At 72.0% G+C, this 22345-nt stretch carries 19 protein-coding genes, 1 other RNA gene and 2 pseudogenes; 13 read left to right on the top strand and 9 right to left on the bottom strand.

Annotated features, from left to right (window positions below; genetic code table 11):
- Nucleotides 1–76: 76 nt before the first annotated feature.
- Nucleotides 77–271, top strand: a pseudogene (locus ACQPZZ_RS28160) (daunorubicin/doxorubicin resistance ABC transporter ATP-binding protein DrrA); the annotation flags it as partial.
- A 1182-nt stretch (nt 272–1453) separates the two neighbouring features.
- On the opposite strand, the pseudogene ACQPZZ_RS28165 reads toward ACQPZZ_RS28160, so the two are convergent.
- Nucleotides 1454–1981 (bottom strand): annotated as a pseudogene (locus tag ACQPZZ_RS28165) (AfsR/SARP family transcriptional regulator); the annotation flags it as partial.
- A gap of 60 nt (nt 1982–2041) precedes the next feature.
- Between ACQPZZ_RS28165 and ACQPZZ_RS28170 the strand changes: the two are divergent.
- The 5 genes from ACQPZZ_RS28170 (at nt 2042) to ACQPZZ_RS28190 (ending at nt 8920) form a co-directional block, all read left to right on the top strand.
- Nucleotides 2042–2587, top strand: coding sequence for a YbhB/YbcL family Raf kinase inhibitor-like protein (locus ACQPZZ_RS28170; protein WP_363638490.1), 546 nt, complete (start codon nt 2042–2044; stop codon nt 2585–2587).
- Between the two features lie 183 nt (nt 2588–2770).
- Nucleotides 2771–4684, top strand: coding sequence for a hypothetical protein (locus tag ACQPZZ_RS28175; protein ID WP_432923975.1), 1914 nt, complete (start codon nt 2771–2773; stop codon nt 4682–4684).
- Nucleotides 4685–4737: 53 nt separating this feature from the next.
- Nucleotides 4738–7029, top strand: a complete 2292-nt coding sequence (locus tag ACQPZZ_RS28180; protein ID WP_432923977.1) for a SulP family inorganic anion transporter — start codon at nt 4738–4740, stop codon at nt 7027–7029.
- A gap of 101 nt (nt 7030–7130) precedes the next feature.
- Nucleotides 7131–8141, top strand: a complete 1011-nt coding sequence (locus tag ACQPZZ_RS28185) for an NAD-dependent epimerase/dehydratase family protein (protein WP_432923979.1) — start codon at nt 7131–7133, stop codon at nt 8139–8141.
- Nucleotides 8142–8299: 158 nt separating this feature from the next.
- Nucleotides 8300–8920 (top strand): type II toxin-antitoxin system PemK/MazF family toxin, encoded by a 621-nt coding sequence (locus ACQPZZ_RS28190; protein WP_432923981.1) that lies wholly within the window; start codon nt 8300–8302, stop codon nt 8918–8920.
- Between the two features lie 55 nt (nt 8921–8975).
- Here ACQPZZ_RS28190 and ACQPZZ_RS28195 read toward each other — a convergent pair whose 3' ends face one another.
- On the bottom strand, nt 8976–9722 hold the full coding sequence (locus tag ACQPZZ_RS28195; protein ID WP_432923983.1) for a TetR/AcrR family transcriptional regulator: 747 nt from the start codon (nt 9720–9722) through the stop codon (nt 8976–8978).
- A 117-nt stretch (nt 9723–9839) separates the two neighbouring features.
- Between ACQPZZ_RS28195 and atpB the strand changes: the two genes are divergently transcribed.
- Entirely contained in the window at nt 9840–10628 is a 789-nt protein-coding gene (gene atpB / locus ACQPZZ_RS28200) for a F0F1 ATP synthase subunit A (protein ID WP_363638478.1), read from the top strand.
- A gap of 86 nt (nt 10629–10714) precedes the next feature.
- Nucleotides 10715–11455 (top strand): hypothetical protein, encoded by a 741-nt coding sequence (locus tag ACQPZZ_RS28205; RefSeq protein ID WP_432923985.1) that lies wholly within the window; start codon nt 10715–10717, stop codon nt 11453–11455.
- A 113-nt stretch (nt 11456–11568) separates the two neighbouring features.
- On the opposite strand, the gene ACQPZZ_RS28210 is transcribed toward ACQPZZ_RS28205, so the two are convergent.
- From ACQPZZ_RS28210 to ACQPZZ_RS28225, 4 genes are all read right to left on the bottom strand, one after another.
- Nucleotides 11569–12327 carry a sensor histidine kinase gene (locus ACQPZZ_RS28210; protein ID WP_432923987.1) on the bottom strand — a complete coding sequence of 253 codons (759 nt, stop codon included), beginning with the start codon at nt 12325–12327 and terminating at the stop codon, nt 11569–11571.
- Between the two features lie 608 nt (nt 12328–12935).
- On the bottom strand, nt 12936–13670 hold the full coding sequence (locus ACQPZZ_RS28215) for a VOC family protein (protein WP_432923989.1): 735 nt from the start codon (nt 13668–13670) through the stop codon (nt 12936–12938).
- A 223-nt stretch (nt 13671–13893) separates the two neighbouring features.
- Nucleotides 13894–14280: a PPOX class F420-dependent oxidoreductase gene (locus tag ACQPZZ_RS28220; RefSeq protein ID WP_432923991.1), complete on the bottom strand. Its 387-nt coding sequence runs from the start codon at nt 14278–14280 to the stop codon at nt 13894–13896.
- 61 nt (nt 14281–14341) lie between these two features.
- A complete protein-coding gene (locus tag ACQPZZ_RS28225; RefSeq protein ID WP_432923993.1) occupies nt 14342–14707 on the bottom strand; it encodes a dihydrofolate reductase family protein in 366 nt (121 codons plus the stop codon).
- A 95-nt stretch (nt 14708–14802) separates the two neighbouring features.
- On the opposite strand from ACQPZZ_RS28225, the gene ACQPZZ_RS28230 reads away from it, so the two are divergent.
- Nucleotides 14803–15255 (top strand): winged helix-turn-helix transcriptional regulator, encoded by a 453-nt coding sequence (locus ACQPZZ_RS28230; protein ID WP_432923995.1) that lies wholly within the window; start codon nt 14803–14805, stop codon nt 15253–15255.
- A gap of 689 nt (nt 15256–15944) precedes the next feature.
- Here ACQPZZ_RS28230 and ACQPZZ_RS28235 read toward each other — a convergent pair.
- Nucleotides 15945–16313, bottom strand: coding sequence for a GNAT family N-acetyltransferase (locus tag ACQPZZ_RS28235; RefSeq protein ID WP_432934577.1), 369 nt, complete (start codon nt 16311–16313; stop codon nt 15945–15947).
- A 17-nt stretch (nt 16314–16330) separates the two neighbouring features.
- Nucleotides 16331–16721, bottom strand: an RNA gene (gene rnpB / locus ACQPZZ_RS28240) — RNase P RNA component class A.
- A gap of 192 nt (nt 16722–16913) precedes the next feature.
- Here rnpB and ACQPZZ_RS28245 point away from each other — a divergent pair.
- The 4 genes from ACQPZZ_RS28245 (at nt 16914) to ACQPZZ_RS28260 (ending at nt 21050) form a co-directional block, all read left to right on the top strand.
- A complete protein-coding gene (locus ACQPZZ_RS28245; protein ID WP_432923997.1) occupies nt 16914–17834 on the top strand; it encodes an ATP-binding cassette domain-containing protein in 921 nt (306 codons plus the stop codon).
- Nucleotides 17831–18604: a hypothetical protein gene (locus ACQPZZ_RS28250; protein ID WP_432923999.1), complete on the top strand. Its 774-nt coding sequence runs from the start codon at nt 17831–17833 to the stop codon at nt 18602–18604. Before ACQPZZ_RS28245 ends, ACQPZZ_RS28250 begins: the two co-directional genes overlap by 4 nt.
- A 125-nt stretch (nt 18605–18729) precedes the next feature.
- The gene (locus ACQPZZ_RS28255) at nt 18730–19440 is read left to right on the top strand and encodes a response regulator transcription factor (protein ID WP_432924001.1); all 711 of its coding nucleotides are present in this window, start codon (nt 18730–18732) and stop codon (nt 19438–19440) included.
- On the top strand, nt 19437–21050 hold the full coding sequence (locus tag ACQPZZ_RS28260; RefSeq protein ID WP_432924003.1) for a sensor histidine kinase: 1614 nt from the start codon (nt 19437–19439) through the stop codon (nt 21048–21050). Before ACQPZZ_RS28255 ends, ACQPZZ_RS28260 begins: the two co-directional genes overlap by 4 nt.
- Here the strand turns inward: ACQPZZ_RS28260 and ACQPZZ_RS28265 are convergent.
- On the bottom strand, nt 21047–22249 hold the full coding sequence (locus tag ACQPZZ_RS28265; RefSeq protein WP_432924005.1) for an erythromycin esterase family protein: 1203 nt from the start codon (nt 22247–22249) through the stop codon (nt 21047–21049). The genes ACQPZZ_RS28260 and ACQPZZ_RS28265 overlap by 4 nt on opposite strands.
- Nucleotides 22250–22345: the final 96 nt, after the last annotated feature.

Below are 22345 nucleotides of genomic sequence, written 5' to 3' on the forward strand. Positions count from 1 at the left end.
AGCGCCTCCTCAGGCCCCTGTCAGCGCCGTCCGGCAGCGTGGAGCCGTACGACGGACGGACAACTGAGGAGACGCCGTGAGGTACGCCATCCAGGCCGAGGGCCTGGCGAAACGGTACGGAGAGACGAGGGCGCTGGACGGGGTGGACCTGGAGGTGCCGCAGGGCCGTCTCCTGGGCGTATTCGGCCCCCACGGGGCCGGGAAGATCACGGCGGTGCGGATCCTGGCGACGCTCGTGCGGCCAAGACCTACTCGGGCGGCACGCGCCGGCTCGACCTCGCCGCCGGCTCGTCGGCCGCCCGTGGGCCAGCGCGAGTCGCATCGGGTCGCCGTCGTCGCCCGCCAGGGCCGGCGCCTCCGCCGACCGCTGGGCGCCCTCAAGCCGCTGGCCGGACAGCCACCAGTACCACCCGAGTCCGCCGACCAGGCGAAGCGCGAGGTCCGCCTCGGCCTCCTCGCAGGCCCATCGGAGGGCCGCCGACAGGTTGTCGTGGTCGGCCGACAGCCGGGCCAGCCACTCGAGCTGTTCCGCCCGGCGCAGGTGCGGCTCGGCGGCCTCGGCGAGGCGGGCGAAGAACTCGGCGTGGGCGAGCGGCACGGGCCGCTCGTCGCCCGACTCGGCCAGACGTTCCGCGGCGTACGCCTTGATCGTCTCCAGCATGCGGTAACGCCCGCCGTCGAACGCGACCAGCGACTTGTCCACCAGCCTGCCGAGCACGTCGATGTCGCCCCCGCAGACCTGCTCGGCGGCCTCCAGCGTGGCCCCGCCCGCGAACACCGCCAGCCGCGCCGCGAGCGCGCGCTCGCCGGCGTCGAGCAGGTCCCAGCTCCACTCCACGACGGCCCGGAGCGTCTGGTGGCGGGGCATCGCCGTACGGCTCCCGCCGGTGAGCAGCCGGAACCGGTCAACGAGCCGGTCGGCGATCTGCCCGGCCGACAGCGTACGGAACCGGGCGGCGGCCAGTTCGATGGCGAGCGGCATGCCGTCGAGGTCGCGGCAGATGCGCTCGACGGCGTCGCGCTCGCCGTCGTCCACCACGTAGCCGGGCCGTACGGCGGCCGCCCGCTCGGCGAACAGCCGCACGGCGTGACCGGCGCCGAGCGGGCCGACGGGCCACAGCCTCTCGCCGGTGATGCCGAGCGGCTCACGGCTGGTGGCGAGGATCCGCACGCCGGACTCCCCGCCCTGCCCGGACGGCATGGCGGGCGCGGACGACATGGCGGGCATCGGGCGCACGGGCACCAGGCCGGTGTCGCGCAGGCCGAACGCGGTCAGGACGGCCTGCGGCACCTCCCGGCCGACGTCGTCGTCGCGGCCGACGAAGCTGGTCAGCCGGGCCCGCAGATTGCCCCGTCGCGGCGGGCGCGGCGGCCGCGGGTCGCCGGGGCGCGACGTGCCGGCCGGCACCGGGGACGGGCCGCAACCGGGCTCGCCCCTCAGCATCGCGAGGTGGAGCCCGGACAGCGCGGGTGAGGGGTCGGCCCCGAGCCGCTCGGCGAACACCGACCGGGCCGCCTCGTAGGCGGCCAGGGCTTCGACCCGGCGGCCCGCCCCGTAAAGGGCGCGCATGACGTCCAGGCGATAGCCGGAGGGCCCGCCGGCCACCAGGCCGCGGCCGACCGCGGCCCGCAGGCGGGACACCAGCGCCTGCAGGGCGTTCCCCACGCCGTTGGGCGGACGGTCGTCCCACACCCCCGCCATGAGCGCCTCGGTGGACACCGTGCGACCGGCGTCGAGCAGCAGGAGCGTCAGCAAAGCGCGCAGCCGCCGCCCGCCGACCTCGACCGGCCGCCCGTCGCGTCGTACGTCGAGGGGACCCAGAACGGCGAAGCCGATGCCCGCTCCCGGCGTGTCCCCCTGCATGTCTCGATTGTGGCGGATCAGGGCGCTCACGGCTGACACCCCTCCATGCCGGTTCCGGCCACGTACGGATCGATTCGGGAGAACCCAGAGGTCAACGGCCCGCGCGGGTCCGGTCATCGGTACGGATCACCGCGATCCGGTCGGGGCACCTGTCCAATCCGCGTAGCATCATCGGGCATGGGGTCGCCGAGAAAATCAGCGGTCACGCGAGCCGCCGTCACGGTGACGGCGTTCACGCTGGCCGCGTCGGGCTGCGGAATCCTGGGCGGGGGATCGCCGAGGAACCTCGACGTCATCAGTGTGTCGAGCCCGCAGTTCCGCGACGGCGCCCCCCTGCCGGACGACTACACCTGCAAGGGAGGGCAGGGCAACCCGCCCCTCCGCTGGTCGGGCACGTCGGGCGCCAAGTCGGTGGCCCTCGTGGTCGACGACAACAGCCCCCACAGCGGCCCGGAGGTGCACTGGGTGGTGTTCGACATCGACCCCGCGACGACCGAGCTGGGCATCAACGACGTCCCCCGGGGCGCCCGGCAGGGCAGGACGTCGAGCGGGAAGGTGGGCTATGCGCCCCCGTGCCAGGCCGACGGCAGCTACCGTTTCACTGTCTACGCGCTGAACACGAAGCTCGACCTGAAGCAGGGCGCCGATCTCGCGGAGACCCTGGGGGGCATCGCGAGTCACACCATCGCCCGTGGGCGCCTCACGGCGAACACGATCGAGTGACATGCTGAGCACCGGAGGTAGTCGTGCTACACCAATCTTCGCCTAGGGTGTGACAACGGTCATTGTGGTCGAGCAGAATCGGATCCAATTGCTGAGCGCGGGTGAACAAGGGGGGCAGGTCGCGTCGATGGCCGCGCGACCTCACCGGCGCCGCAGAAAGGCCATGGCCTTGAGGGTGGTGCTATGACTGCGGTCATTGTGGGTCTTGTCGCCGTCGTGCTTCTCGTGCTGCTGGTCGTGGCGCTGGGCATGCGGTCGATGAACCGCAGGGAGAGCGCTCTCTCCGCCGAGCGCATCAAGGCGATGGCCGAAAACAAGGGCCCAAAGCCCCGGCGGCCCGCCGAGGAGACGTTCTTCGAGAGCTTCCCCAAGGGATTCGACGCCTTCGAGGAGCCGGAGAAGCAGCGACCGGCGCCCCGCCCTGCACCCCGCCCCGGCGGGCGGCAGGCGGCACGGCCCGCGCAGCGCGGCGGCAAACAGCCCGCCGCCGCCCGGGGCAAGCGCGGCGTGGACGAGTGGGGCGAGGCCGACGACTACGACGACGACTACTGGTCGCGCGTACGCGCGGACGACGGCGGCTTCGGGGGGACGATCGCCGCGAGGATGGCCACCCCCCGGCCGGTGGACGAGACCGCGGACGCGGCGAGCGCCGCGGCCCAGGCGGCCTCCCCCGACGCCGCGACCGTGCAGGTCCCGTTGCCCTCCCGCTCCACCCGCGGCAGGCGTGCCGGCGCCGATGAGCCCGTGCTTCCCGACGCCCCCGCCTCCGCCTCGGCTGTCGCCGACCAGAAGACCGTCACGTTCTCCGCGCCGACGCCCGACGTGCTCGGCGCCCCGGCCTCGCCGGCCGGGTCCCCCTCGACCGGTCCCTTCGACGCGAACCGCGCGACCGGTCCCTTCGACTCCCCCGCGATGGGGGGCGTCCCCGCGTCCGCGGCGAGTGACCCCTTCGCCGCCGCCGGGCCCCAGGCGAACACCCCGAGCGCGGCCGCCCGGCCGGCCAGGCCGAGCAGGTCCGGCCGGTCGTCTCGGGCCGCCGCCCGCCGCGCCGCTGCCGCCGCCGAGGCCGGTCAGGCCGGCGGCTCCTACGACAGCCCGCGTGGCACGGGCGCGTTCCCGCCGGCCGCGGGCACCGGCTCTTATGGCACGCAGCCCGCCGCCGACCCTCTGGGGATCACGGCGGCAACCGGCCCGTTCGGCGCCTCCGCGTACGACACGCCCGCGGGCACCGGGCCGTTCGCCTCCCAGCGCGCCGGTTCCCACGAGAGCCACCCGGCCGGCGGCTACGACACGGCGCCGTCCTCCGCCATCCCCGCCACCGGGTCCTTCACCGCCGGCTCGTACGACCCCGCCCGCACCAGCGGCGCGTTCGAGGCCGCCTCACCCGCCGCGGCGCCCACCCCCTCACCGGCCGACGCGCTCGCCGACGCCGCGCCCCGCTCGGGTGGCGGCTCCTTCGACGCGTGGGCGGGCTACGAAACGCCCCGTTCCGACGCCTACGATCCGTCCGGCGCCGCGACGGGCCCGTTCCGCGCGGCCGACCCCTCCTCGTCGTACGCGCCCGGCTCCGCAGCCGCCGGCGCGGCGGTGACCGGTCCTGACGCGAGCGGCGCCACCGACCCCGGCTGGCCGGTCGCGGGCAGCTACCCGCCCCGCGACGTGCTCGACGACCCGGAGCCGCCGCGCGGCGCGTCCTCCTGGCCGAACGCGGAGACCTACCAGACGCCGGGATACGAGGGCTACTCCTCCGGCTACCCGGCCGCCCCGGCGCCGTCGCCCGCCGCGCCCTCCACCCCGTCGTACGAAGTGAGCGCGGGCTGGGCGACGATCGACGCCTCCGACACCGTGAACGGCCCCGCCCCGGCGGCCGCCTCGCCGTACGAGTCGGCGGGCTACGACGCGCCCTCGGGGCAGAGCCGATACGGCTATGACCAGCAGCAGGGACCCGGCGGCGTCCCGTCGTCGCAGCCCGAGCAGAACACCGGCGGAAGCTGGCCCTCCTACGACGAGCTGTACGGCGACACCCCCACCTCGGCGAGCGGGCGGCGGGGCAGCCACCACAACCCGGAGAGCGACTATCCCGACTACTACCGGTGATTTTCCCGTTCCCTTCCTGGTGACGGCCTCGGCGGCTGACATATCGTCGGCCCATGACGATTCGTGACGGGGCGACCTCGCTACGTAACCTGAAGTCCGTACTCCAGCACGATGTGCCCGCATCGCTGGTGGTCTTCCTGGTGGCGGTGCCGCTGTCACTCGGCGTCGCCATCGCGTCCGGCGCGCCGGTGGCGGCGGGCCTGGTCGCGGCCGTCGTGGGCGGCCTGGTGGCCGGGGCACTCGGCGGGTCCGTCGTCCAGGTGAGCGGCCCGACCGCTGGCCTGTCCCTGGTGGTCGCCGAACTCGTCCACACGTACGGCTGGCGCGCCACGTGCGCCATCACCGTCATGGCCGGCCTCCTTCAGCTGGTTCTCGGCGGGCTGAAGGTGGCGCGGGCGGCGCTCGGGGTCTCTCCCGCGGTCGTCCACGGCATGCTCGCCGGGGTGGGCGTGGTGATCGCGCTGTCCCAGCTGCACATCGTGCTCGGCGGGTCGCCGCAGCGCTCCGCACTGGAGAACGTCCTCCAGCTCCCCGCCCAGATCCTCGACAACCACACGCACGCCGTCATGATCGGCGTGCTGACCATCGCGGTCCTGGTCGTGTGGGCCCGGCTCCCCCGGCTGCGGGTCGTGCCCGCCCCGCTCGCCGCGTTGATCGTCGCGACGCTGACGGCCGCCGCGTCGGGCTGGGACCTGACGAAGGTGGACCTGCGCGGCGGTTTCTCCTCTTTGCAGGGCCCGCTGCCGCCGCAGGGCGACTGGCACGCCATCGCCGGCGCCGTCCTGCTCGTCGCGCTGTTCTCCGGGGTCGAGTCGCTGCTGACCTGCGTGGCGTCCAACCGCCTGCACGACGGTCCCCGTGCCGACCTCGACCGCGAGCTGACCGCGCAGGGGGTGGCGAACGTGGTGTCCGGCGCGCTCGGCGGCCTCCCCGTGGCGGGTGTCGTCGTCCGTACGACCACCAATGCGCGGGCGGGCGCGCGCAGCCGCTGGTCCGCGGTCCTGCACGGGGTGTGGGTGCTGCTGTTCACCGCGGCCTTCGCCTGGATGATCGCGCTGATCCCCCTGGAGGCGCTCGCGGCGCTGCTGCTGTTCATCGGCGTGCAGATGGTCAACCTCGGTCATGTGCGCAATCTGCGCAACCACCGGGAGATGCCGGTCTACTTCGTGACGATGGGCGGGGTCGTGCTCATCGGCCTGGCCGAGGGCGTGGCGCTCGGCCTCGCGCTGGCCGCCCTGCTCGCCCTGCGCCGCCTGGCCTGGATCTCGGTCGACGTACGGCAGGCCGGTGAGCGGCGCTGGCGGGTCGTCGTCACCGGATCGCTGACGTTCCTCGGCGTGCCGCGGCTGACCGAGGCGCTGCGCGCCGTTCCCGCAGGCTCGGCTGTGGAGCTCGACCTGCACCTGGACTTCATGGACAACGCCGCCTTCGAGGCGCTGCACGCCTGGCGGCTGGAGCACGAGCGCACCGGCGGCGTCATCGACGTGGACGAGCCGCACGGCGAGTGGTACTCCACCGCGATCAGCGGCGCCCGCCTGTTCCCCGCCAGGATCCCGCCCCGGCACGACCGCTGGTGGCTGCCGTGGGCCTACCGGCGCCACCCCCGTCCCATGGACGCCGGCGCAGGCGACGCCGGTTCCCAGGTCGCGATCGGCGTGGCCCGCGACGGAGACCATGACGGGGAGCACGGCGGTGTCCCCGCCGTCCGCGAACCGCAGGGCGTGCCCGACCTCCTGGAGGGGACGCGGGAGTTCCAGCGCCGGACCGCGCCGATGGTCCGCCCGCTGCTCCACCGCATGGCCCGCAAGCAGTCGCCGTCGCATCTGTTCATCACCTGCGCCGACTCCCGCATCGTGCCGAACATCATCACCGCGAGCGGTCCCGGTGACCTGTTCACGCTGCGCAACATCGGCAATCTCGTGCCGCGCGCGGGGGCCGTTCCCACGGACGACTCGGTCGCGGCCACTATCGAGTACGCCGTGCAGGTGCTGGACGTACGCACGATAACGGTCTGCGGGCACTCCGGCTGCGGCGCGATGGCCGCCCTGCTGGGCGGGGTGCCCGACCTGCCCGCGCTGCGCGACTGGCTGCGGCACGGACGGCAGAGCCTGGCCAGGTTCGTGGCCGCCGAACCGGGTGACGACGACGCCGGGCCGCTCGACCGGCTCTGCCGGGTCAACGTGATCCAGCAGCTCGACAACCTGCGGACCCACCCGTTCGTGGACTCCCTCGTACGGGCGGGGAAGCTGGAGCTCACCGGCCTGTACTTCGACATCGGGGCGGCGCGGGTGCACGTGCTGGAGCAGGAGCGCTTCACCCCCGTCCCCGAGCTGCGCACCGGCTGAGCCCGTTCCGGCCGCCGGTCCGCCTTCCGCTGTGAGCGGATCATGTCCGCCCACTGTGAAACGAGGCAGACGCACGGCGCGGGCGGGCCAAAGATGACCGTATGAAAATTCTGGTCATCGGCGGTTCGGTGTTCCTCGGACGCGCCGTCGTGGAGGAGGCGCTGCGGCGCGGTCACGAGGTCACGACGTTCAACCGGGGCAGGAGCGGGACGGACCTGCCCGGAGTGGAGGCGGTGCGCGGCGACCGCGAGGTCACCGACGATCTGCGGCGCCTCGCCGACGGCAGGCAGTGGGACGCGGTGATCGACGTGTGCGGGTTCGTCCCCCGCGTCGTCCTGGAGTCGGTACGCACGCTGTCGGGGCACGCTCCGCACTACACGTTCATCTCCAGCATCTCCGCCTACCCGGACTGGCCCGACAAGTCGGAGGTGAACGAGACCTTCCCCACGCATGAGTGCCCGCCGGACGCGGACGCCGAGTTCGGCGACTACGGCGTGCTGAAGGCGGGCTGCGAACGGGCGGTCGAGCAGCACTTCGACGGCGGCGCCCTGGTCATCCAGCCCGGTCTGATCCTCGGCCCGCACGAGAACGTGGGCCGGCTGCCCTGGTGGCTCACGCGCATCGCCAGAGGTGGGCGGGTGCTCGCTCCCGGCGACCCGGCGCTGCCGATGCAGCTCATCGACGCCCGCGACATCGCGGCGTTCACCCTCGACCAGGCGGCCAAGGGCACGACCGGCCGCTACATGACGGGCGGGGTGCGCGGCAACGCCACCTACGGCGGCTGGCTGAACGACTGCGTGGAGGTCACCGGTTCGGACGCAGAGCTGGTGTGGGCCGACGACGAGTTCCTGGTCGACCAGGGCGTACAGCCGTGGACCGAGCTTCCGCTGTGGTATCCGGAGGCGGACCGCCTGGGCGTGTGGACGCACTCCTCGGCGAAGGCCGTCGCCGCGGGACTGACCTGCAGGCCGGTGCGGGAAACCGTACGCGACACCTGGGAGTGGCTGAAGGACGTTCCCGAGGAGCGGCGCAGCTTCGGCGGCCGGCTGAGCCACGGCCTCGACCCGGACAAGGAGGCGCGCATCCTCGCCGCCTGGGACTCCCGCTCCTGACCGCGGCCGGCCTGTCGTGGGTGGCCGGGCCGGGAGAGCACGGAGGTGGAGCGGGGCCTCGCCTCAGCGTCCACCCGGAGGGGAATCGCGCGGGCCGGGCGGAGACGGTGCGGACTCGGCTACCCGGGCCGTCCGCGCGGAGCCGTAGGCTGTCGGTCATGATCTGGGTGGTTCTGATCGTGGCCGTGCTGGTCGTGTTCGCGGGGCTCGGCGTGACCGGGCGCCTGCCGGGGACCTCACGCGGGCGGTCCGCGCGGCGCCCCTCGGGGAGCGGCCGCCCGGCCGGCCGAGGCGGCGGGACGGCGCGGCCCGCGAGCCGGCCTCGTCAGGACACCGGACGAGACCGCGGCACGACACGGGGCCCCGGCGGCGGACGTCCTCCCGGGGCGGGGACCCGCACCCCGGGCCGCTCGGCGTCGGGCGGCTCGTCGGGCGTGCGCGGCACGGCGGCCCAGGCCGGCCCGCGGCCCGGTGAGATCTGGTGGGCCGACGTGCCCTACGAGGACGGGCCCGGCCACAAAGTGCGCCCCTGCGTGGTGCTCAGGACGTACCGGGGCGGCGCCGAGGTCCTGAAGATCACGAGTCAGGATCGCAGCGACCGCTCCGACCACGTGGAGATCCCCACCCGCACCTGGGACCCCGACGCCGACCACAACAGCTTCCTCGATCTCACCGGGCCCGTCCGCGTGCCCGTCGCGGATTTCCAGGACAAAGCGGGCACGCTCGATGCGCGCGTCTGGCGGCAGGTCTGCCGTCTCCACGAGATATCGCCGAACTGACCAGAGGCCGCCCCCCCGGCACCAGCCCCGAGACCGGCCCCCACGGCCGCCAACGTCATCCCGTGGATTTGGGCCCCTCCGCAGCGGCCGGCGGCAGGGCGGCGGCGATGCCGTCCAGCAGGCGGTCCAGGCCGTAGGCGAAGCGGTCGTCGGCCGCGGTGTACTGTCGGCCGCCCTCCTTCGTCACCCGCTCCAGCATGGGGTAACCGCCCGTCGCGATGAGCGACTGGATGTAGGACAGGTGCTGGGCCAGCCGTTCGGCCAGAGTGAGCCCCGACCGCCGGAGGGCCTCACCTTCGGCCAGTTCGCTTTGGACGTAGCCGTTTACGTACGCGAAGACGGCGCCCACGAGGGCCAGCATCTCGTCGACGCTCAGGCCGAGCCCGTCGAGCATCCCGAGGGCGGTCTCGGTGAGACGCGCACTGTTCGGACCGACCTGCACACGGCCCGCCGCCAGCGGCGCGAGCCACGGGTGGCGGAGCATGGTACGCCGGGCCTGCCAGGCGAGCAGGCGAAGGCCATCGGCCCAGTCGTCCGGCGGCGGCCGGTCCTCCGGCAGATACTCCCTCACCACGGTGTCGAGCATGAGGTCGAACACCTCGTCCTTGCCCGTCACGTAGCGGTACAGGGACATCGTGCCCGCCCCGAGATCGGCGGCGAGCCGCCGCATGGAGATCGCCTCCAGCCCCTCGGCGTCCGCGATCCCGATCGCCACCTGCGCGAGGGCGGCGCGGCTGAAGCTCGGCCGCGGCCCCCGCGCGGGGCGCTCGGGTCGCATCCACAGGTTCTCGTGGCCCGTCATCGTTGGTCGTCCCAGGTCGTCGCACTATTGCGTACACCGTACCGGGTATGTAGGCTCGCATCGAGAAAGTGAGTACGACGTACCCAGTTTCTGGACGGCCGGACGAAGGGATTCCCCATGCCCATAAGCCTCGCCGGGGACGACTTCACGGCCCCCGGTCTCGAACTGTTCGACTTCCCGCCGCTGTGGCCGGGCGCGCCAGACTGGCTGACCAAGCCCGTGGTGCTGGCCGCGGTCGGCGTGATCCTGCTGTGCGCGCTCGCGTGGGGGGCGTGCGCGCGCCCGTCGCTGGTCCCGCGCGGCCTGCAGCACCTCGGCGAGTACGGATACCTGTTCGTGCGCGACCAGGTGGCCCGGCCGCTCATCGGTGCGGACGCCGAGAGGTGGATGCCCTTCCTGCTCAGCCTCTTCTCGGTGATCCTGCTGTGGAACCTGTTCGGCGTGATCCCGGGAGTGCAGTTCCCGGTGAACTCCCACATCGCCTTCCCGGTCGTCTTCGCGCTGGTCGTGTACGCGATCAAGCTCTATCTCGGCTTCCGGCACCACGGGGTGGGCGGATATCTCAAGAGCCTGATGTTCCCGCCCGGCCTGCCGAAGCCACTCGCGCTGGTCCTGTACGCGCCGCTCGAACTGCTCTACACGTTCGTCACCGCGCCGTTCACCCACGCCGTACGGCTGTTCGCGAACATGTTCGCGGGGCACCTGCTGCTGGCGTTCTTCAGCGCGGTCGGATTCTGGTTCCTCGTCGAGCACCCCACGGTGCCCGGGCTCCCGGTGGGCCTGCTCGGCGTGGCCATGACCGTCGTGATGACCGGGCTGGAGATCTTCATCCAGTTCCTGCAGGCGTTCCTGTTCACCATGCTGGCGGCCATGTACATCGGCAACGCCCTGAACCCGGACCACTGAGCGGGCGAGGTGGATGAGAGCCCCACGGTGCCGGGCGCGCCGCCCGCCCCGCGTGTGGGCGATCGAAGGCCAGTAGGGTGCGGCCCATGACCAGCGACATACGCGGGCGCGGGCGGGCGGCCGTCACCGCCGGATCCGAATCGCAGGCGGCTCTCGACTACTACCTGATCCTGCCGGCGGCCGGCCCGGACGGAGCCCCGGCCGAGGGAATCGTCGTCGAGGAGTTCGCGCTCACCGGCGACTTCAGGACCGTCGGCCTGGACACCACCGGATGGACCGCGGCCGACGGCGCCTGGTGGAGCTCCGCGGCCTTCGGACGTGCGATGCGCGAGGATCCCGGCCTGCGCGCCCGGGCCCGCGCCGTGAGCCGCCTCGATGCCGAGGCCGCCTACCGCGGTCTCGGCGGGGGCGAGTTGCCCGGCGAGACGCGGCTGCGGGCTCTTTTCCACGACCACCAGCCACTGCCGGACTCGCCTCCCCTGCGCCTCAGCCCGCCCCGGGTCCCCGACGGGTTCCACGACACGCGGGTCTACCGCCTCCTGTTCGCCGGTGAGCCGCATCTTCCCCGCCTCGCGGACGTGGTGACGCTCGCCGGGGAGGCGGGCGACCCGCGGACCCGGGTCATCGGCACGGGCGAACTGCGCACGGACCCGGACGTCTTCACCTGGGAGGTACGCCGGATCGGGCCCGGTGTCGCCTGCTGCCTCGACCTCACGGCCCATCTGGGGACCGCGTCCGGCCAGGCCCTCGGGCCGCTGCTGCGGCGGTTGACGACGGCGATGCGTCACGCCGGACCGGTCCCCGTGACGGTCGAGCGATTCTCCTGACGGCTCCGGGCCTTCGCGTGCGCGCGACTCAGCGGCGCGTGGCCTCCAGCAGGGCAGGCCCCTGACCGCCTGGCGCACCCCCGGGGAGGCTGCCCGCCGGCGAGGACGACCGGTCAGGCCAGTGGAAGCCGGACGACGAAGGCCGCACCACCGGCCGACGACCGCTCCACGTGCACCTCGCCCTCGTGGCCGTACGCGATGTTCCGCACGATGGCCAGGCCGAGGCCGGTCCCGCCGCGATCGCGGGAGCGGGCGGCGTCGAGGCGGGTGAATTTATCGAAGATCCGTTCCCGATCCTCCTCTCCGATTCCGTCGCCGTCGTCGGCCACCACGAGCTCCGCCTCGTCGGCCGTACGCCGGACCTGGACGAACACGACCGTCTTGGCGTGCCGCTGCGCGTTGTCGAGCAGTTCGGACAACATTCGCCTGAGCCGCGCGTCCAGACCGCGCACCAGAACCCCGGGAACGACCTGCACCTTCACGCCGAGCCTGTCGGAGCGCCGGGCCAGTTCGCTCTGCACGAGATCCCCCAGGTCCAGCAGGGACGGTTCGGTCGGCTGCGCGGCGGCCTGAAGCTGAGCCAGCAGGTAGAGGTCGTCGACCAGCGTCTGCAGCCGTTCCACATCGTTGAGCGCCCGTTCGAGCAGGTCGTCCACGTCGATCTCGCTGGGATGCAGCCGGGCCTCCTCCAGCTGTGCCCGCAGTCCCGCGATCGGGGTGCGCAGTTCGTGCGACACGTCGGCCTCGAAACGCCGCTGCCAGTCGATGGCCCGATACAACTTGCCGCACATGCTGTCGATGCCGTGCTTGATGCTGCGCTCCAGCTCATCGAGTTCGCCAAGACATTCACGGAGGTGGCGGAGCGATGTCACGTCTCCGAGATTCCCTGACCCATCCGCGACGATTCCCATGAACCGCTAAAATCAGCACATACGCCTTTGTTCTCCGGGTTTCTTGCCCCTCATCTCTGCCCAAGGTCCGTGAAAAAAATGCCGGACGTCGCCGGCGAGGCCCCCTAACTACTGCCCCCGCCTCCAGGCCAGGGGTGACCGAGACCCCCACGCGGCCGGCCCGAACGTCCACGCGTGGATAGTCCATCGCAGATCGAGCTATGGCGGGAACGCCAATTCGAACCTGTTTTGAACCAGAATTGACCAGTCAGGGCCGGCGACCAAGGATCGTCGTTGGTGTGACACTTCCCCAGCGCCAAACTCGGCGCTCGCCGTACGCACTGGTGAAGCTGGTCGTCATGCCCCTCTTATTGGGTGCCGCGATTTTCCTGGCGCCGGCGCTGATACGGCATTCAGCGTGGGGCGAGGGGTCCATGTTCTTCCCGAGCCGGCCGTACACGGTGTCACCGTCGAAAGGCTGGTTCTCGCACTCAGCCTTGCAATCCGGCGACGTTCATACCGATTTCCCCGTGTCGAAGGGACTCGCGGCCGGCGGAAGCAACGGTCCGGCCCTGGGCGCCGCGTTCGCGCTACCGCGGCGTCAGCACACAGAACTCGTGGCCGTCGGGATCGGCCATGACCACCCAGCCGACCTCATCCTGGCCGATGTCGATGCGCTTCGCCCCAAGGGAGACGAGACGCTCGACCTCCGCTCGCTGATCACCGCCGGCAGGCGGAGCGATGTCGAGATGCAGCCGGTTCTTCCCGGTCTTCGGCATCAGCGGCGGACCACCCCAGGTGATCTTCGGACCGCCGTGCGGCGAGCGGATCGCGGTCTCCTGGTCCTGGTCCCAGACCAGCGGCCAGCCGAGCGCTTCGCTCCAGAAGTACCCGACCGCCTGTGAACCGTCACAGGAAAGCGCACCGATGAATCCGCAGTCGGCGAGGAACTTGTTGTCCGGCCCGATGACGCAGAACTCGTTGCCTTCGGGGTCCGCGAGCACGACATGATCGTCTTCCGGGCTCTGACCGATGTCGATGTGCCGGGCGCCGAGTTCGAGCGCTCTCGCCACCGTCTGCTGCTGGTCCTCAAGGGATCTGCTCGTGAGATCGAAGTGCATCGGGTTCTGTCCGGCCTTCTGCTCCTGACTAGGAAGGAATCGGATCCGGAACCCGGTGCCGTCACTCGGCAGCAGCGCGATGTCGTCGTGGAGGTCGCCGTGGAGGTCGCCGGCCGTCTCCCAGCCCAGGAGGCCGGCCCAGAAGCGCGCGAGACGGAGCGGGTCGTGCGCGTCGAAGCAGAGCGCGACGAGGTGGCAGGTCATTCCGCTCCGCACCTCCGATCAGGATTCGATGCCATGACAGGGGCATCCCGCGGCGCCCTCTGGAGACCCAACGCTAGGCACTCCGGGCCCGCCAGGCGAATCAATTTCGCAGGGCGCTCCCCCTGCGGACACGTCATCGATGGCGATCCTTGGGCGCACGACACCGAACCTCATTCAGGTGCCGCTGCTCGTGATCGATTTGCACGCCGACTGCGGCCGCCGCTCAAGCGAGGCCTACCGTCTGCCGCTCGGGCTCGATGACCGCGACGACGCGCTCCTCGTCTCGTGAGTATCGCCGGCCGATGTACTTGGTCGACAGCCGGTCGACGATCGCCCAGGCGGCGTCGCCTTCGAGCCACTCGACGACGCGTCCGCGGATGACGATCGGCTGGAACGGGTTGTCGGGCGCGGTCAGGGAGAGCGCGACCCGCGGGTCGCGGCGCAGGTTGCGGGCCTTTCGCGACTCCGGGCCGGTGAGGAACACGATGTGGTCGCCGTAGGTCCCGATCCAGACCGGGACGGTGTGGGGGGCGCCATCGGGCAGGACGCTGGCGAGGTGGGCGAGCGAGGCACCGTCGAGCACGCGGCGCACAGTCGGGTCGAGCGTCATGGTCATCTCCTGGGGCGGTTGTCGGCGGTTTTCCTGTGGTGATCGTCGGAGAGCGACGACGTCATCGTTCGGCCTCGTAGTGGAGGTGGGTGACGCCGGGCGCCGGGACGGCCTCGACGAGGCGGAGGCGCACACGCTCGGGGAGCGACTGGAAGAAGGGCCGGCCGCGGCCGAGCAGGATCGGCACCTGGTGGAGGATCACCTCGTCCACGAGACCCGCCTTCAGCGCCTCGGTCACGACGCCGCCGCCCATGAGGCCGACGTCCTTACCGTCGGCCGCCTCTCGGGCCGCCGCGATCGCGTCCTGGACTCCGGTGGTGACGACGAAGAGCGTCGTCCCGTCGCCGAGCCCGCGCCCGGCACCGGGATCGCGACCGGTGATGTATCCGTCGACCGACACGGCGTGGGCGCCGAAGACCTTGCTCATCTCGATGGGCCCTCCTCGATAAGTTCCTTCAAGAGACTCCACGAGCCTAACAGCCTCAAGTTCCCTAAGGGAACCCAAATTGCTAGACTGGTTTCATGCAGCGCACGAACTTCGGTGAGATGGCGTGCTCGATCGCGCGCACGCTCGACGTCATCGGGGAGCCCTGGTCGCCGCTGATCCTGCGTGACGTGTGGGTAGGGCTCACCCGGTTCGAACAGATCCAGGCCGACCTCGGGATCTCACGTAAGGTGCTGACCGAGCGGCTGAACCACCTCGTCGACCAGGGCGTGCTGGAACGCCGCCCCTACGACCAGCGGCCACGGCACGAGTACCACCTGACGCAGAAGGGCACCGAGCTGGTCGATCTGCTCATGGTCATGGCCGGCTGGGGCGATAAGTGGCTCGCGGGCGAGGCCGGGCCGCCGGTGCTCTACCGCCACCACGCGTGCGGTGAGGTCAGCGGCGTCGCCCTGCGCTGCGCCCACTGCGGCGAGCCGATGCACGCAAGCGATGTCGACCTGCTGCCCGGCCCCGGCGCAGCCGCGTGACGGAGACCGGCGGCAGCGCCCCGGATCGCGGGTGCCGGGCGTCACATCATCGAGATCTGATCCGTCCTGCCGGCTGACCTGCGACGGCCGCTCCGCATGCGCATTGGGCCGCCCTTTCAGTGCTCGCCGGTTCTCATCGTTTCGCGTTGCTTCTCGCGTTCATCGGCACTGACTGTCCCTTGTTCGGCCTGCCCGTGGAGAATCCGCAGCTCGCTTCTATATTCACCGGCATGCCGGTCGTCTCATTGTCGCGGGCCGCCGGCGCGGCGGCACTGGGCTGGCTCCTGGGGGCCGGGCTCTCGTTGGATTACGAGATTTCAGAGGCTGCCGGCGACCGTGAGTGCCTCGGCGTAGTTGGGAGGTGCTGTATAGGCGCGGGGCCTTGAATCGGTTTCGCCGTGGGTGTGGCCGGCGTCGCGCTCGCCTGCTGGATCGGGTTTGCGATTCCGAACGTACGGCCGCTGGGTATAACCGTCCCCGCCGGGATCGTCCTGATCGTTCTTGTGACCTTCGCCCACCCAGCCATGCCGTCACAGTTCATGGACCCACTGCCCGCGGGGTTGCGCCCCTTTCATGGCCTTCGGCCCTACGCAGGAGCTGATCGCTCAAGCTCGGTCTCCGGAAGCGCTTCCGTTGCCGGCCGAGGTGGCCCAGTGGGGCGTTGTCACGCAGTTGGTCACGCAGCAGGTTCAAGGCTGCCGGCGAGTCATGATGACGAAGCTGCGGCCGTCTGTTGTGGCGTTGAAGGTTCTATTGGGCACGAAGCCGAGTCCCTGCACGACCCGCTGGGCACGGATGTTGAAGCTGGCGACAGTCACCCGAAAGGCCGTGGGCCGGAAATGTGCAGCGCCGTACTCCAGGCCGGTGGCGATTGCTTGCTTACCGAGACCACGGCCCGTCAATTCGGGACGTAGACCTCCACCTGTGTCAAGCGCCGATTCGTCGTACTCGCCGCCTGGCACGCGGCCGTCAGGGCCGAACACGCGATAGCCGATGAGTTCCCCCTTATCCACGAGGGCGACATATCCGTTTCGCGAATCTGTAGGAAGTCGGCCCAGCTCGGAGGGGCGGAAGGTGGACGAGCCGGCCTGTAGGCCGGGTTCTGTGATCAGCCACGAGGGCTGACCGGCGGCCATCCATCTAGGACCGCCGTTGCCGGCGGCCTCAAGCGGTCTACCCGCGCGGCTCGGGCGGGCAGCCCTCGAACGTCGCGCGCGGGACGTTCCGGAGAACGTCCCTTCTTGACCTTGCTCCGGGTGGGGTTTACCGAGCCGCCCACGTCACCGTGGGCGCTGGTGGTCTCTTACACCACCGTTTCACCCTTACCCCCGCGAAGGGGGCGGTCTGTTTTCTGTGGCACTGTCCCGCGGGTCACCCCGGGTCGGCGTTACCGACCACCCTGCCCTGTGGAGCCCGGACCTTCCTCGGCAGGGCCGAAGCCCTGACGCGGCCGCCCGGCCGGCTCGTCCACCGTGGAGGTAAGCCTAGCGGCTCCCGGCTCATTCCCCTCCCCGGCCGGCAGTCATGTGAAGACTCTCCGAGTTTTCCGGGCGAAGGAAACGTGAGACGACACCGGCGCAGGTCGCGAGCCGGACGCTCACAGGAACCGCACAGATCCTCGCAGAGATCGCGCAGATCGGTGGGCGAGCCTGCGTCCCATGATTGAGTTGCGGCAACTGACCAAGAAGTACGGCGAGGTCGCCGTCGTGGACGGCCTCACCTTCGACGTACGGCCGGGGGTCGTCACCGGCTTCCTCGGGCCGAACGGCGCCGGCAAGTCGAGCACGATGCGGATGATCCTCGGGCTCGACCGGCCGACGAGCGGAAGCGCGACGATCGGCGGGCGGCGCTACGCCGACCTGCCCGTGCCCCTGCGGGAGGTGGGGGCGCTGCTCGACGCGCACGCCGTGCACCCCCGCAGGACCGCGGCCGACCACCTGCTCTGCCTGGCCTACGCCAACGGCATCGGACGACGCCGAGCCGAGGAGGTGCTCGGGCTCGTGGGCCTGGCCGACGTGGCGGGCCGGCGTCCCGGAGGGTTCTCCCTGGGGATGAAGCAGCGGCTCGGCATCGCGGCGGCGCTGCTCGGCGATCCCCCGGTGGTGCTGCTCGACGAACCCGTCAACGGGCTGGACCCCGAGGGCATCCGCTGGATCCGCACGCTGACGCGAAGCCTGGCCGCCGAGGGCAGGACCGTGCTGCTGTCCAGCCACCTGATGAGCGAGATGGCCCTCACCGCCGACCACCTCGTCGTCATCGGCCGCGGACGGCTGATCGCCGACACCGGGCTGGAGGCGTTCGTCCGGTCGGCCGCGCGGCAGGAGGTGCTCGTGCGCACCCCCGACGCGCGGCGGCTCGCCTCCCTGCTCCGGGAGTCCGGCGCCGCCGTACGGCCCGGCGCCGAGGGCACCCTGACGGTCACCGGGATGTCCGGTGCCGAGGTCGGGGATCTCGCCGGCGCGCACGCGATCGTCCTGCACGAACTCACGCCGTTGCAGGCCAGCCTGGAGGAGGCCTACCTGGAGATGACCGGCGACAGCGTCGAGTTCGCCGCGAATCTCGCGGGGGCCGTCTCATGACCGCGTACGGCGTGCTGCGCTCGGAGTGGGTCAAGTTCCGCAGCATCCGCGCGATGCTCGGCTGCCTGGCCGGCGCCGTGGTCGCGGCCGGATCGTACGGCTACCTGTTCGGCATGACCGCCGCGCGCGAGTACCTCGGCGGCTCGGCCACGGACCGCGCGGCCTTCGACCCGACGGAGCCGGCCTTCCGCGCTCTGGTGCTGGTGGCGGTGCTCGTCAGCGCGGTCGGCGTACTGGCCGTGACCTCGGAATACGCCTCCGGGACGATGCCGGTCAGCGTCACCGCAGTGCCCGGACGAGGGCTCCTCGTCGGCGGCAAGGGCGCCGTCGTCGCGCTGACCACGCTCCTCATCGGGCCGCCGCTGGCGCTGCTGTCGTTCACGCTCAGCCAGGCGGCGCTGGCGGCGCAGGGCGCGCCGAGCGTGGGACCGGGCTATCCCGGCGTGCCCGGGGCGCTGCTGGGCGCGGGCCTGTTCACCGGCCTGGTCGGGCTGTACGGCATGGCGTTCGGGTTCCTGTTGCGCAGATCGGCGGGGGCCATCTCGCTCGGGACGTTCCTGCTGATCCTGCCCGGCATGGCGAGTCTGTTCCCGAAGCCGGTGGCCAAATGGATCATTACCTGGTGGCCGAGCGCGGCGGGTTCCCGGATCTTCGCGGTCCATCCCGGCACCGACTTGCTCGCACCGCTCGCGGGCGCCGGTGTGCTCGCCGCCGCCGTGGCCGTCCTGCTCTGCGCCGCCGTCGCCGTCTTCCGGCGGCGGGACGTGTGACCGCGGGGGCGCCCGGACCACGGCCTACCAGGACGCCGCCGGGCGTCACGGCGGCGCGCCCGGCCTGTACGACGGGCTTAGCATCGCGCACCTATTCTTCCGATGATCGGCGAAGGGAGGCCGGAGTGGACGGGCGGCACCTGCTGGTGGTCGACGACGAACCCGTGGTGCGGGAACTGCTGGCGGCCACCCTGCGCTTCGCGGGATACGAGGTGACCTCGGCCGCGACGGGGTCGCAGGCCCTGGAGAGCGCGCGGAGCACGCCGCCCGACCTCGTGCTCCTCGACGTCATGCTGCCCGACATGGATGGTTTCGAGGTCATCCGGCGTCTCCGGGAACTCCCCCGGCCACTGTTCGGCGATCGTCCCGGCCAGGTGCCGGTGCTGTTTCTGACCGCGCGCGACGCCACCCACGACAAGATCAACGGTCTGCGTCTGGGCGGCGACGACTACGTGACCAAGCCGTTCGACCTCGAGGAACTGCTCGCCCGGATCGAGGCCGTGCTCAGGCGGGCCGGGGCCGCCCCCGAGGACCGCATGCTGCGGGTGGCCGATCTCGAACTCGACCCGGAAGGCCGTCAGGTGATCCGGGCGGGCGTCCCCGTGCGGCTGTCGCCGACCGAGTTCCGGCTGCTCCACTATCTGATGCTCAACGCCGGGAGGGTCGTGTCCAAGGCGCAGATCCTGGAGCACGTCTGGCGGTACGACTTCGCCGGAGACTCCAGCATCGTGGACACGTATGTGAGCTATGTGCGCCGAAAGATCGACAAGCCCGGTCCCAAGCTGATCCACACGATGCACGGTGTGGGTTACGTCCTGCGCGGGCCGCGCCCGTGACCGGGACGCCGCCCGGGTCACCGGCGCGGGCGAAGGGCCTGTCGCTGCGTGGGCGGCTTCTGCTGACCACCATGGCCCTGCTCGCGTTGGGCCTGACCGTCAGCGGCGCGGTCGCGGTCGCCACGCTGCGGGCCCATCTCATCGAACGCGTGGACCGGCAGCTCACGCCGATGGCGGCGGTGCTGTCGCGGATCCCCGCCCCGCTGGTCGCCGTGACGTCCGAACGCCAGAACCCGCAACCGCAGGGCCCGCAGCCGGTGGGTGCGGTGCCCGGGATGGACCTGATCGACCAGGTGTACGTCGCCTACCTGCGCGCTGACGGCGCCGTCGAGCAGGAGGGCGGCCCGTGGCTGCGGGAGGGGCCGCGGCACCGGGCCCCGGCGCTCCCCCGGCTCGACACGGCGGCGGTCGGGCGGCTGGGCGGGCGGCCGTTCGACGCGACCGGCCCCGAGGGCGGCAAGTGGCGGGCCGTCGCCGTCCTCCTGCCCGCCCCCACGACCGCATCCGCGGCCACATCCGCGACGGTGCCCGGCAGCGTCGTCGTGGCGGCGTCGCTCCGCGGGGTCAGGTCCACCGTCGGCCGCCTGACGATGGTCTGCGCGGCGACCGCGGCGGCGCTGATGACGTCGCTCGCCGTCATCGGCTGGTTCGCCGTACGACGGGGGCTCCGGCCGCTGCGGACGATCGAGCAGACCGCGGCGGCCGTCGCCGGGGGCGACCTGTCCCGGCGCGTCCCCGCCCTGGCCGCGCCCCAGACCGAGGTCGGCCGGCTGGCCGTCGCCCTGAACGTCATGCTCGGCCAGCTGGAGACGGCCTTCGCCGAGCGGGAGCGGGCGCAGGCCCGGATGCGCCGCTTCGTCGCGGACGTCAGCCACGAGCTGCGCACCCCGCTCTTCGGCGTCAAGGGCTTCGCGGAGCTGCACCGGATGGGCGGGCTGCCCGACGCCGACCTCACCCTCGACCGTGTCGAGAGCGAGGCGGGACGCCTGATCCGGCTCGTGGAGGACCTGCTCCTGCTGGCCCGTCTGGACGAAGGCGAGGACGCCCTGCCCATGGACCTCGCCCCCATGGACCTGCGGACGCTCGCCGCCGACGCCCTCAACGACCTGCGCGCGCTGGATCCCCGGCGGGAGGTCACGCTGACCGGGCCGGACGGCGGACCGCCGCGTGAGGCGCCGGTCCACGGTGACGAGGCGCGGCTGCGGCAGGTGGTCTCCAACCTCGTGGGCAACGCCGTCGCCCACACTCCGCCGGGGACGCCGGTGCGGATCGGCGTCGGCACGGCCGGCGGGGACGGCGTCCTCGTGATCGCCGACGAGGGGCCGGGCATGTCCGAGGAGGAGGCGGCCCGGGTGTTCGACCGCTTCTACCGGGTGGACGGCTCGCGCAGCCGCACCCGCACCGGCACCCACACCGGCGCCGGAGGCGCCGGGCTGGGGCTGGCCATCGTCCGGTCGATCGTCACCGCGCACGGGGGGCGGGTGGACCTGCGGACGCGGCCCGGCGCCGGAGCGGCCTTCCGCGTCGCCCTGCCCAGCGTCGTCCTGTCCAGCGCCGCCGCTGATCCCGCCGCAGGCCCGATCGGCCCCGGTTCTGGGGACACGGCCTAGCTGCGCGCGACGTCCTTGACGAACACGATCCCGTCGTACGCGGCAAGGTGGGCCGGGTCCAGCGCGGCGTAGCCGAACCACGGGGACACGCGGGGGGCGGGCCGCGCGTCGCCGAGGGCGGCGCCCAGACGGCGGGCGTCGACGACGTAGCGGTCCTCGGGGAGCGCGTACAGAAGCCCTTCGAGCGTGTCCGGGGGCGGGGTGTCGACCCCCTGGTGCCGGATGGTGCCGAGGGCCGTGGCCAGGAAGGCGTATCCCTCGCCGAGATGGGCGTGCACGATCGCGCCGGAGCTCCACCACTCGAACAGCAGGTCACCCAGCCGCATCGTGCTCTTGTCCCGCTGGAAGTGCGCGTTGTGGGCGTGGACCAGGGCCGGGCCCCGCTCGGCGACGGCGAGGATGTTGGCGGCGATCATCGAACTCCGCAGGCCCAGCAGCCGCGGCATGCGGCCCGGCGACGTGTCGGCCATCCAGTGGTGGTAGCGCAGCAGGCCGGTGGCGGCGCGTCCGTACAGGTGCGCCCGGTCCCACTCGTCCCGGGAGGACGCCGTGATCAGGTGCGGCGTCTCCGCCTCGAGCAGCGCCACGAGATCGTCGGCGAGCAGCCGCAGCTCCCTGGCCTCGGCCGACCGCCCCACGGACTGGGACGGGTCCATCATCGTGGCGGGATTGGCCCACCGGTCGTCGGCGCCGAGCAGGCGGTCGAGCGTTTCCACGTCACAGGGGAGCAGGTCCGCGTCCACCCGGGCCGCGAGGTAGCCGTGGAGAGCGGTGAGGGCCTGCCGGGGGCTCGCGGCGTGGCTGATCTCCAGCGGGCCGTCGAGACCGGCGAAGCGCACCCGCTCGGACGCGGGCCGGCCCTCGTTGTACGCGCGCATCCAGCGGACGAGCTCGCGGTTGGCCGCGGACGCGCCCCAGCCGTGGCTGAAGCCGCGCTCCATGACCTCGTCGAGGGTGCCCGTGCCCCAGGTGACGTAGTCGTCCACGACCAGGCCCATCAGGCAGTCGCTCTCGATCCCGATCGTCCGGTAACCCTCCCCCTCGACGAGCTGCCGGAAGAGCTCGTTGCGCACGTCGAGCAGAAGGTCTTCGCCATGGGTGGGCTCGCCGAGGGCGAGCAGCCGCGGCCGGGCCGGGAGGAGTCTCATGACCGAGGCGGCCTCGACGGCGTGGACGGCGTCCTTGATGTCGGTAGCCATATCGTCAACGGTATCGTTGAACCTTCGGTGGAGACTTTCGCGCGAAAGCCCCAGGAATATGGCCCCCAAACCCTCAAACGTCGAGTTCAGGCCGGT

Source organism: Microbispora sp. CA-135349, from assembly GCF_050947365.1.
GTDB lineage: Bacteria > Actinomycetota > Actinomycetes > Streptosporangiales > Streptosporangiaceae > Microbispora.

Excerpts from the sequence above, each read along its gene's own strand:
- ACQPZZ_RS28170 (WP_363638490.1), top strand. The coding sequence starts at position 2,042 with ATGGGGTCGCCGAGAAAATCAGCGGTCACGCGAGCCGCCGTCACGGTG.
- ACQPZZ_RS28175 (WP_432923975.1), top strand. The coding sequence starts at position 2,771 with ATGACTGCGGTCATTGTGGGTCTTGTCGCCGTCGTGCTTCTCGTGCTG.
- ACQPZZ_RS28180 (WP_432923977.1), top strand. The coding sequence starts at position 4,738 with ATGACGATTCGTGACGGGGCGACCTCGCTACGTAACCTGAAGTCCGTA.
- ACQPZZ_RS28185 (WP_432923979.1), top strand. The coding sequence starts at position 7,131 with ATGAAAATTCTGGTCATCGGCGGTTCGGTGTTCCTCGGACGCGCCGTC.
- ACQPZZ_RS28190 (WP_432923981.1), top strand. The coding sequence starts at position 8,300 with ATGATCTGGGTGGTTCTGATCGTGGCCGTGCTGGTCGTGTTCGCGGGG.
- ACQPZZ_RS28195 (WP_432923983.1), bottom strand. The coding sequence starts at position 9,722 with ATGACGGGCCACGAGAACCTGTGGATGCGACCCGAGCGCCCCGCGCGG.
- atpB (WP_363638478.1), top strand. The coding sequence starts at position 9,840 with ATGCCCATAAGCCTCGCCGGGGACGACTTCACGGCCCCCGGTCTCGAA.
- ACQPZZ_RS28205 (WP_432923985.1), top strand. The coding sequence starts at position 10,715 with ATGACCAGCGACATACGCGGGCGCGGGCGGGCGGCCGTCACCGCCGGA.
- ACQPZZ_RS28215 (WP_432923989.1), bottom strand. The coding sequence starts at position 13,670 with ATGACCTGCCACCTCGTCGCGCTCTGCTTCGACGCGCACGACCCGCTC.
- ACQPZZ_RS28220 (WP_432923991.1), bottom strand. The coding sequence starts at position 14,280 with ATGACGCTCGACCCGACTGTGCGCCGCGTGCTCGACGGTGCCTCGCTC.
- ACQPZZ_RS28225 (WP_432923993.1), bottom strand. The coding sequence starts at position 14,707 with ATGAGCAAGGTCTTCGGCGCCCACGCCGTGTCGGTCGACGGATACATC.
- ACQPZZ_RS28230 (WP_432923995.1), top strand. The coding sequence starts at position 14,803 with ATGCAGCGCACGAACTTCGGTGAGATGGCGTGCTCGATCGCGCGCACG.
- ACQPZZ_RS28245 (WP_432923997.1), top strand. The coding sequence starts at position 16,914 with ATGATTGAGTTGCGGCAACTGACCAAGAAGTACGGCGAGGTCGCCGTC.
- ACQPZZ_RS28250 (WP_432923999.1), top strand. The coding sequence starts at position 17,831 with ATGACCGCGTACGGCGTGCTGCGCTCGGAGTGGGTCAAGTTCCGCAGC.
- ACQPZZ_RS28265 (WP_432924005.1), bottom strand. The coding sequence starts at position 22,249 with ATGGCTACCGACATCAAGGACGCCGTCCACGCCGTCGAGGCCGCCTCG.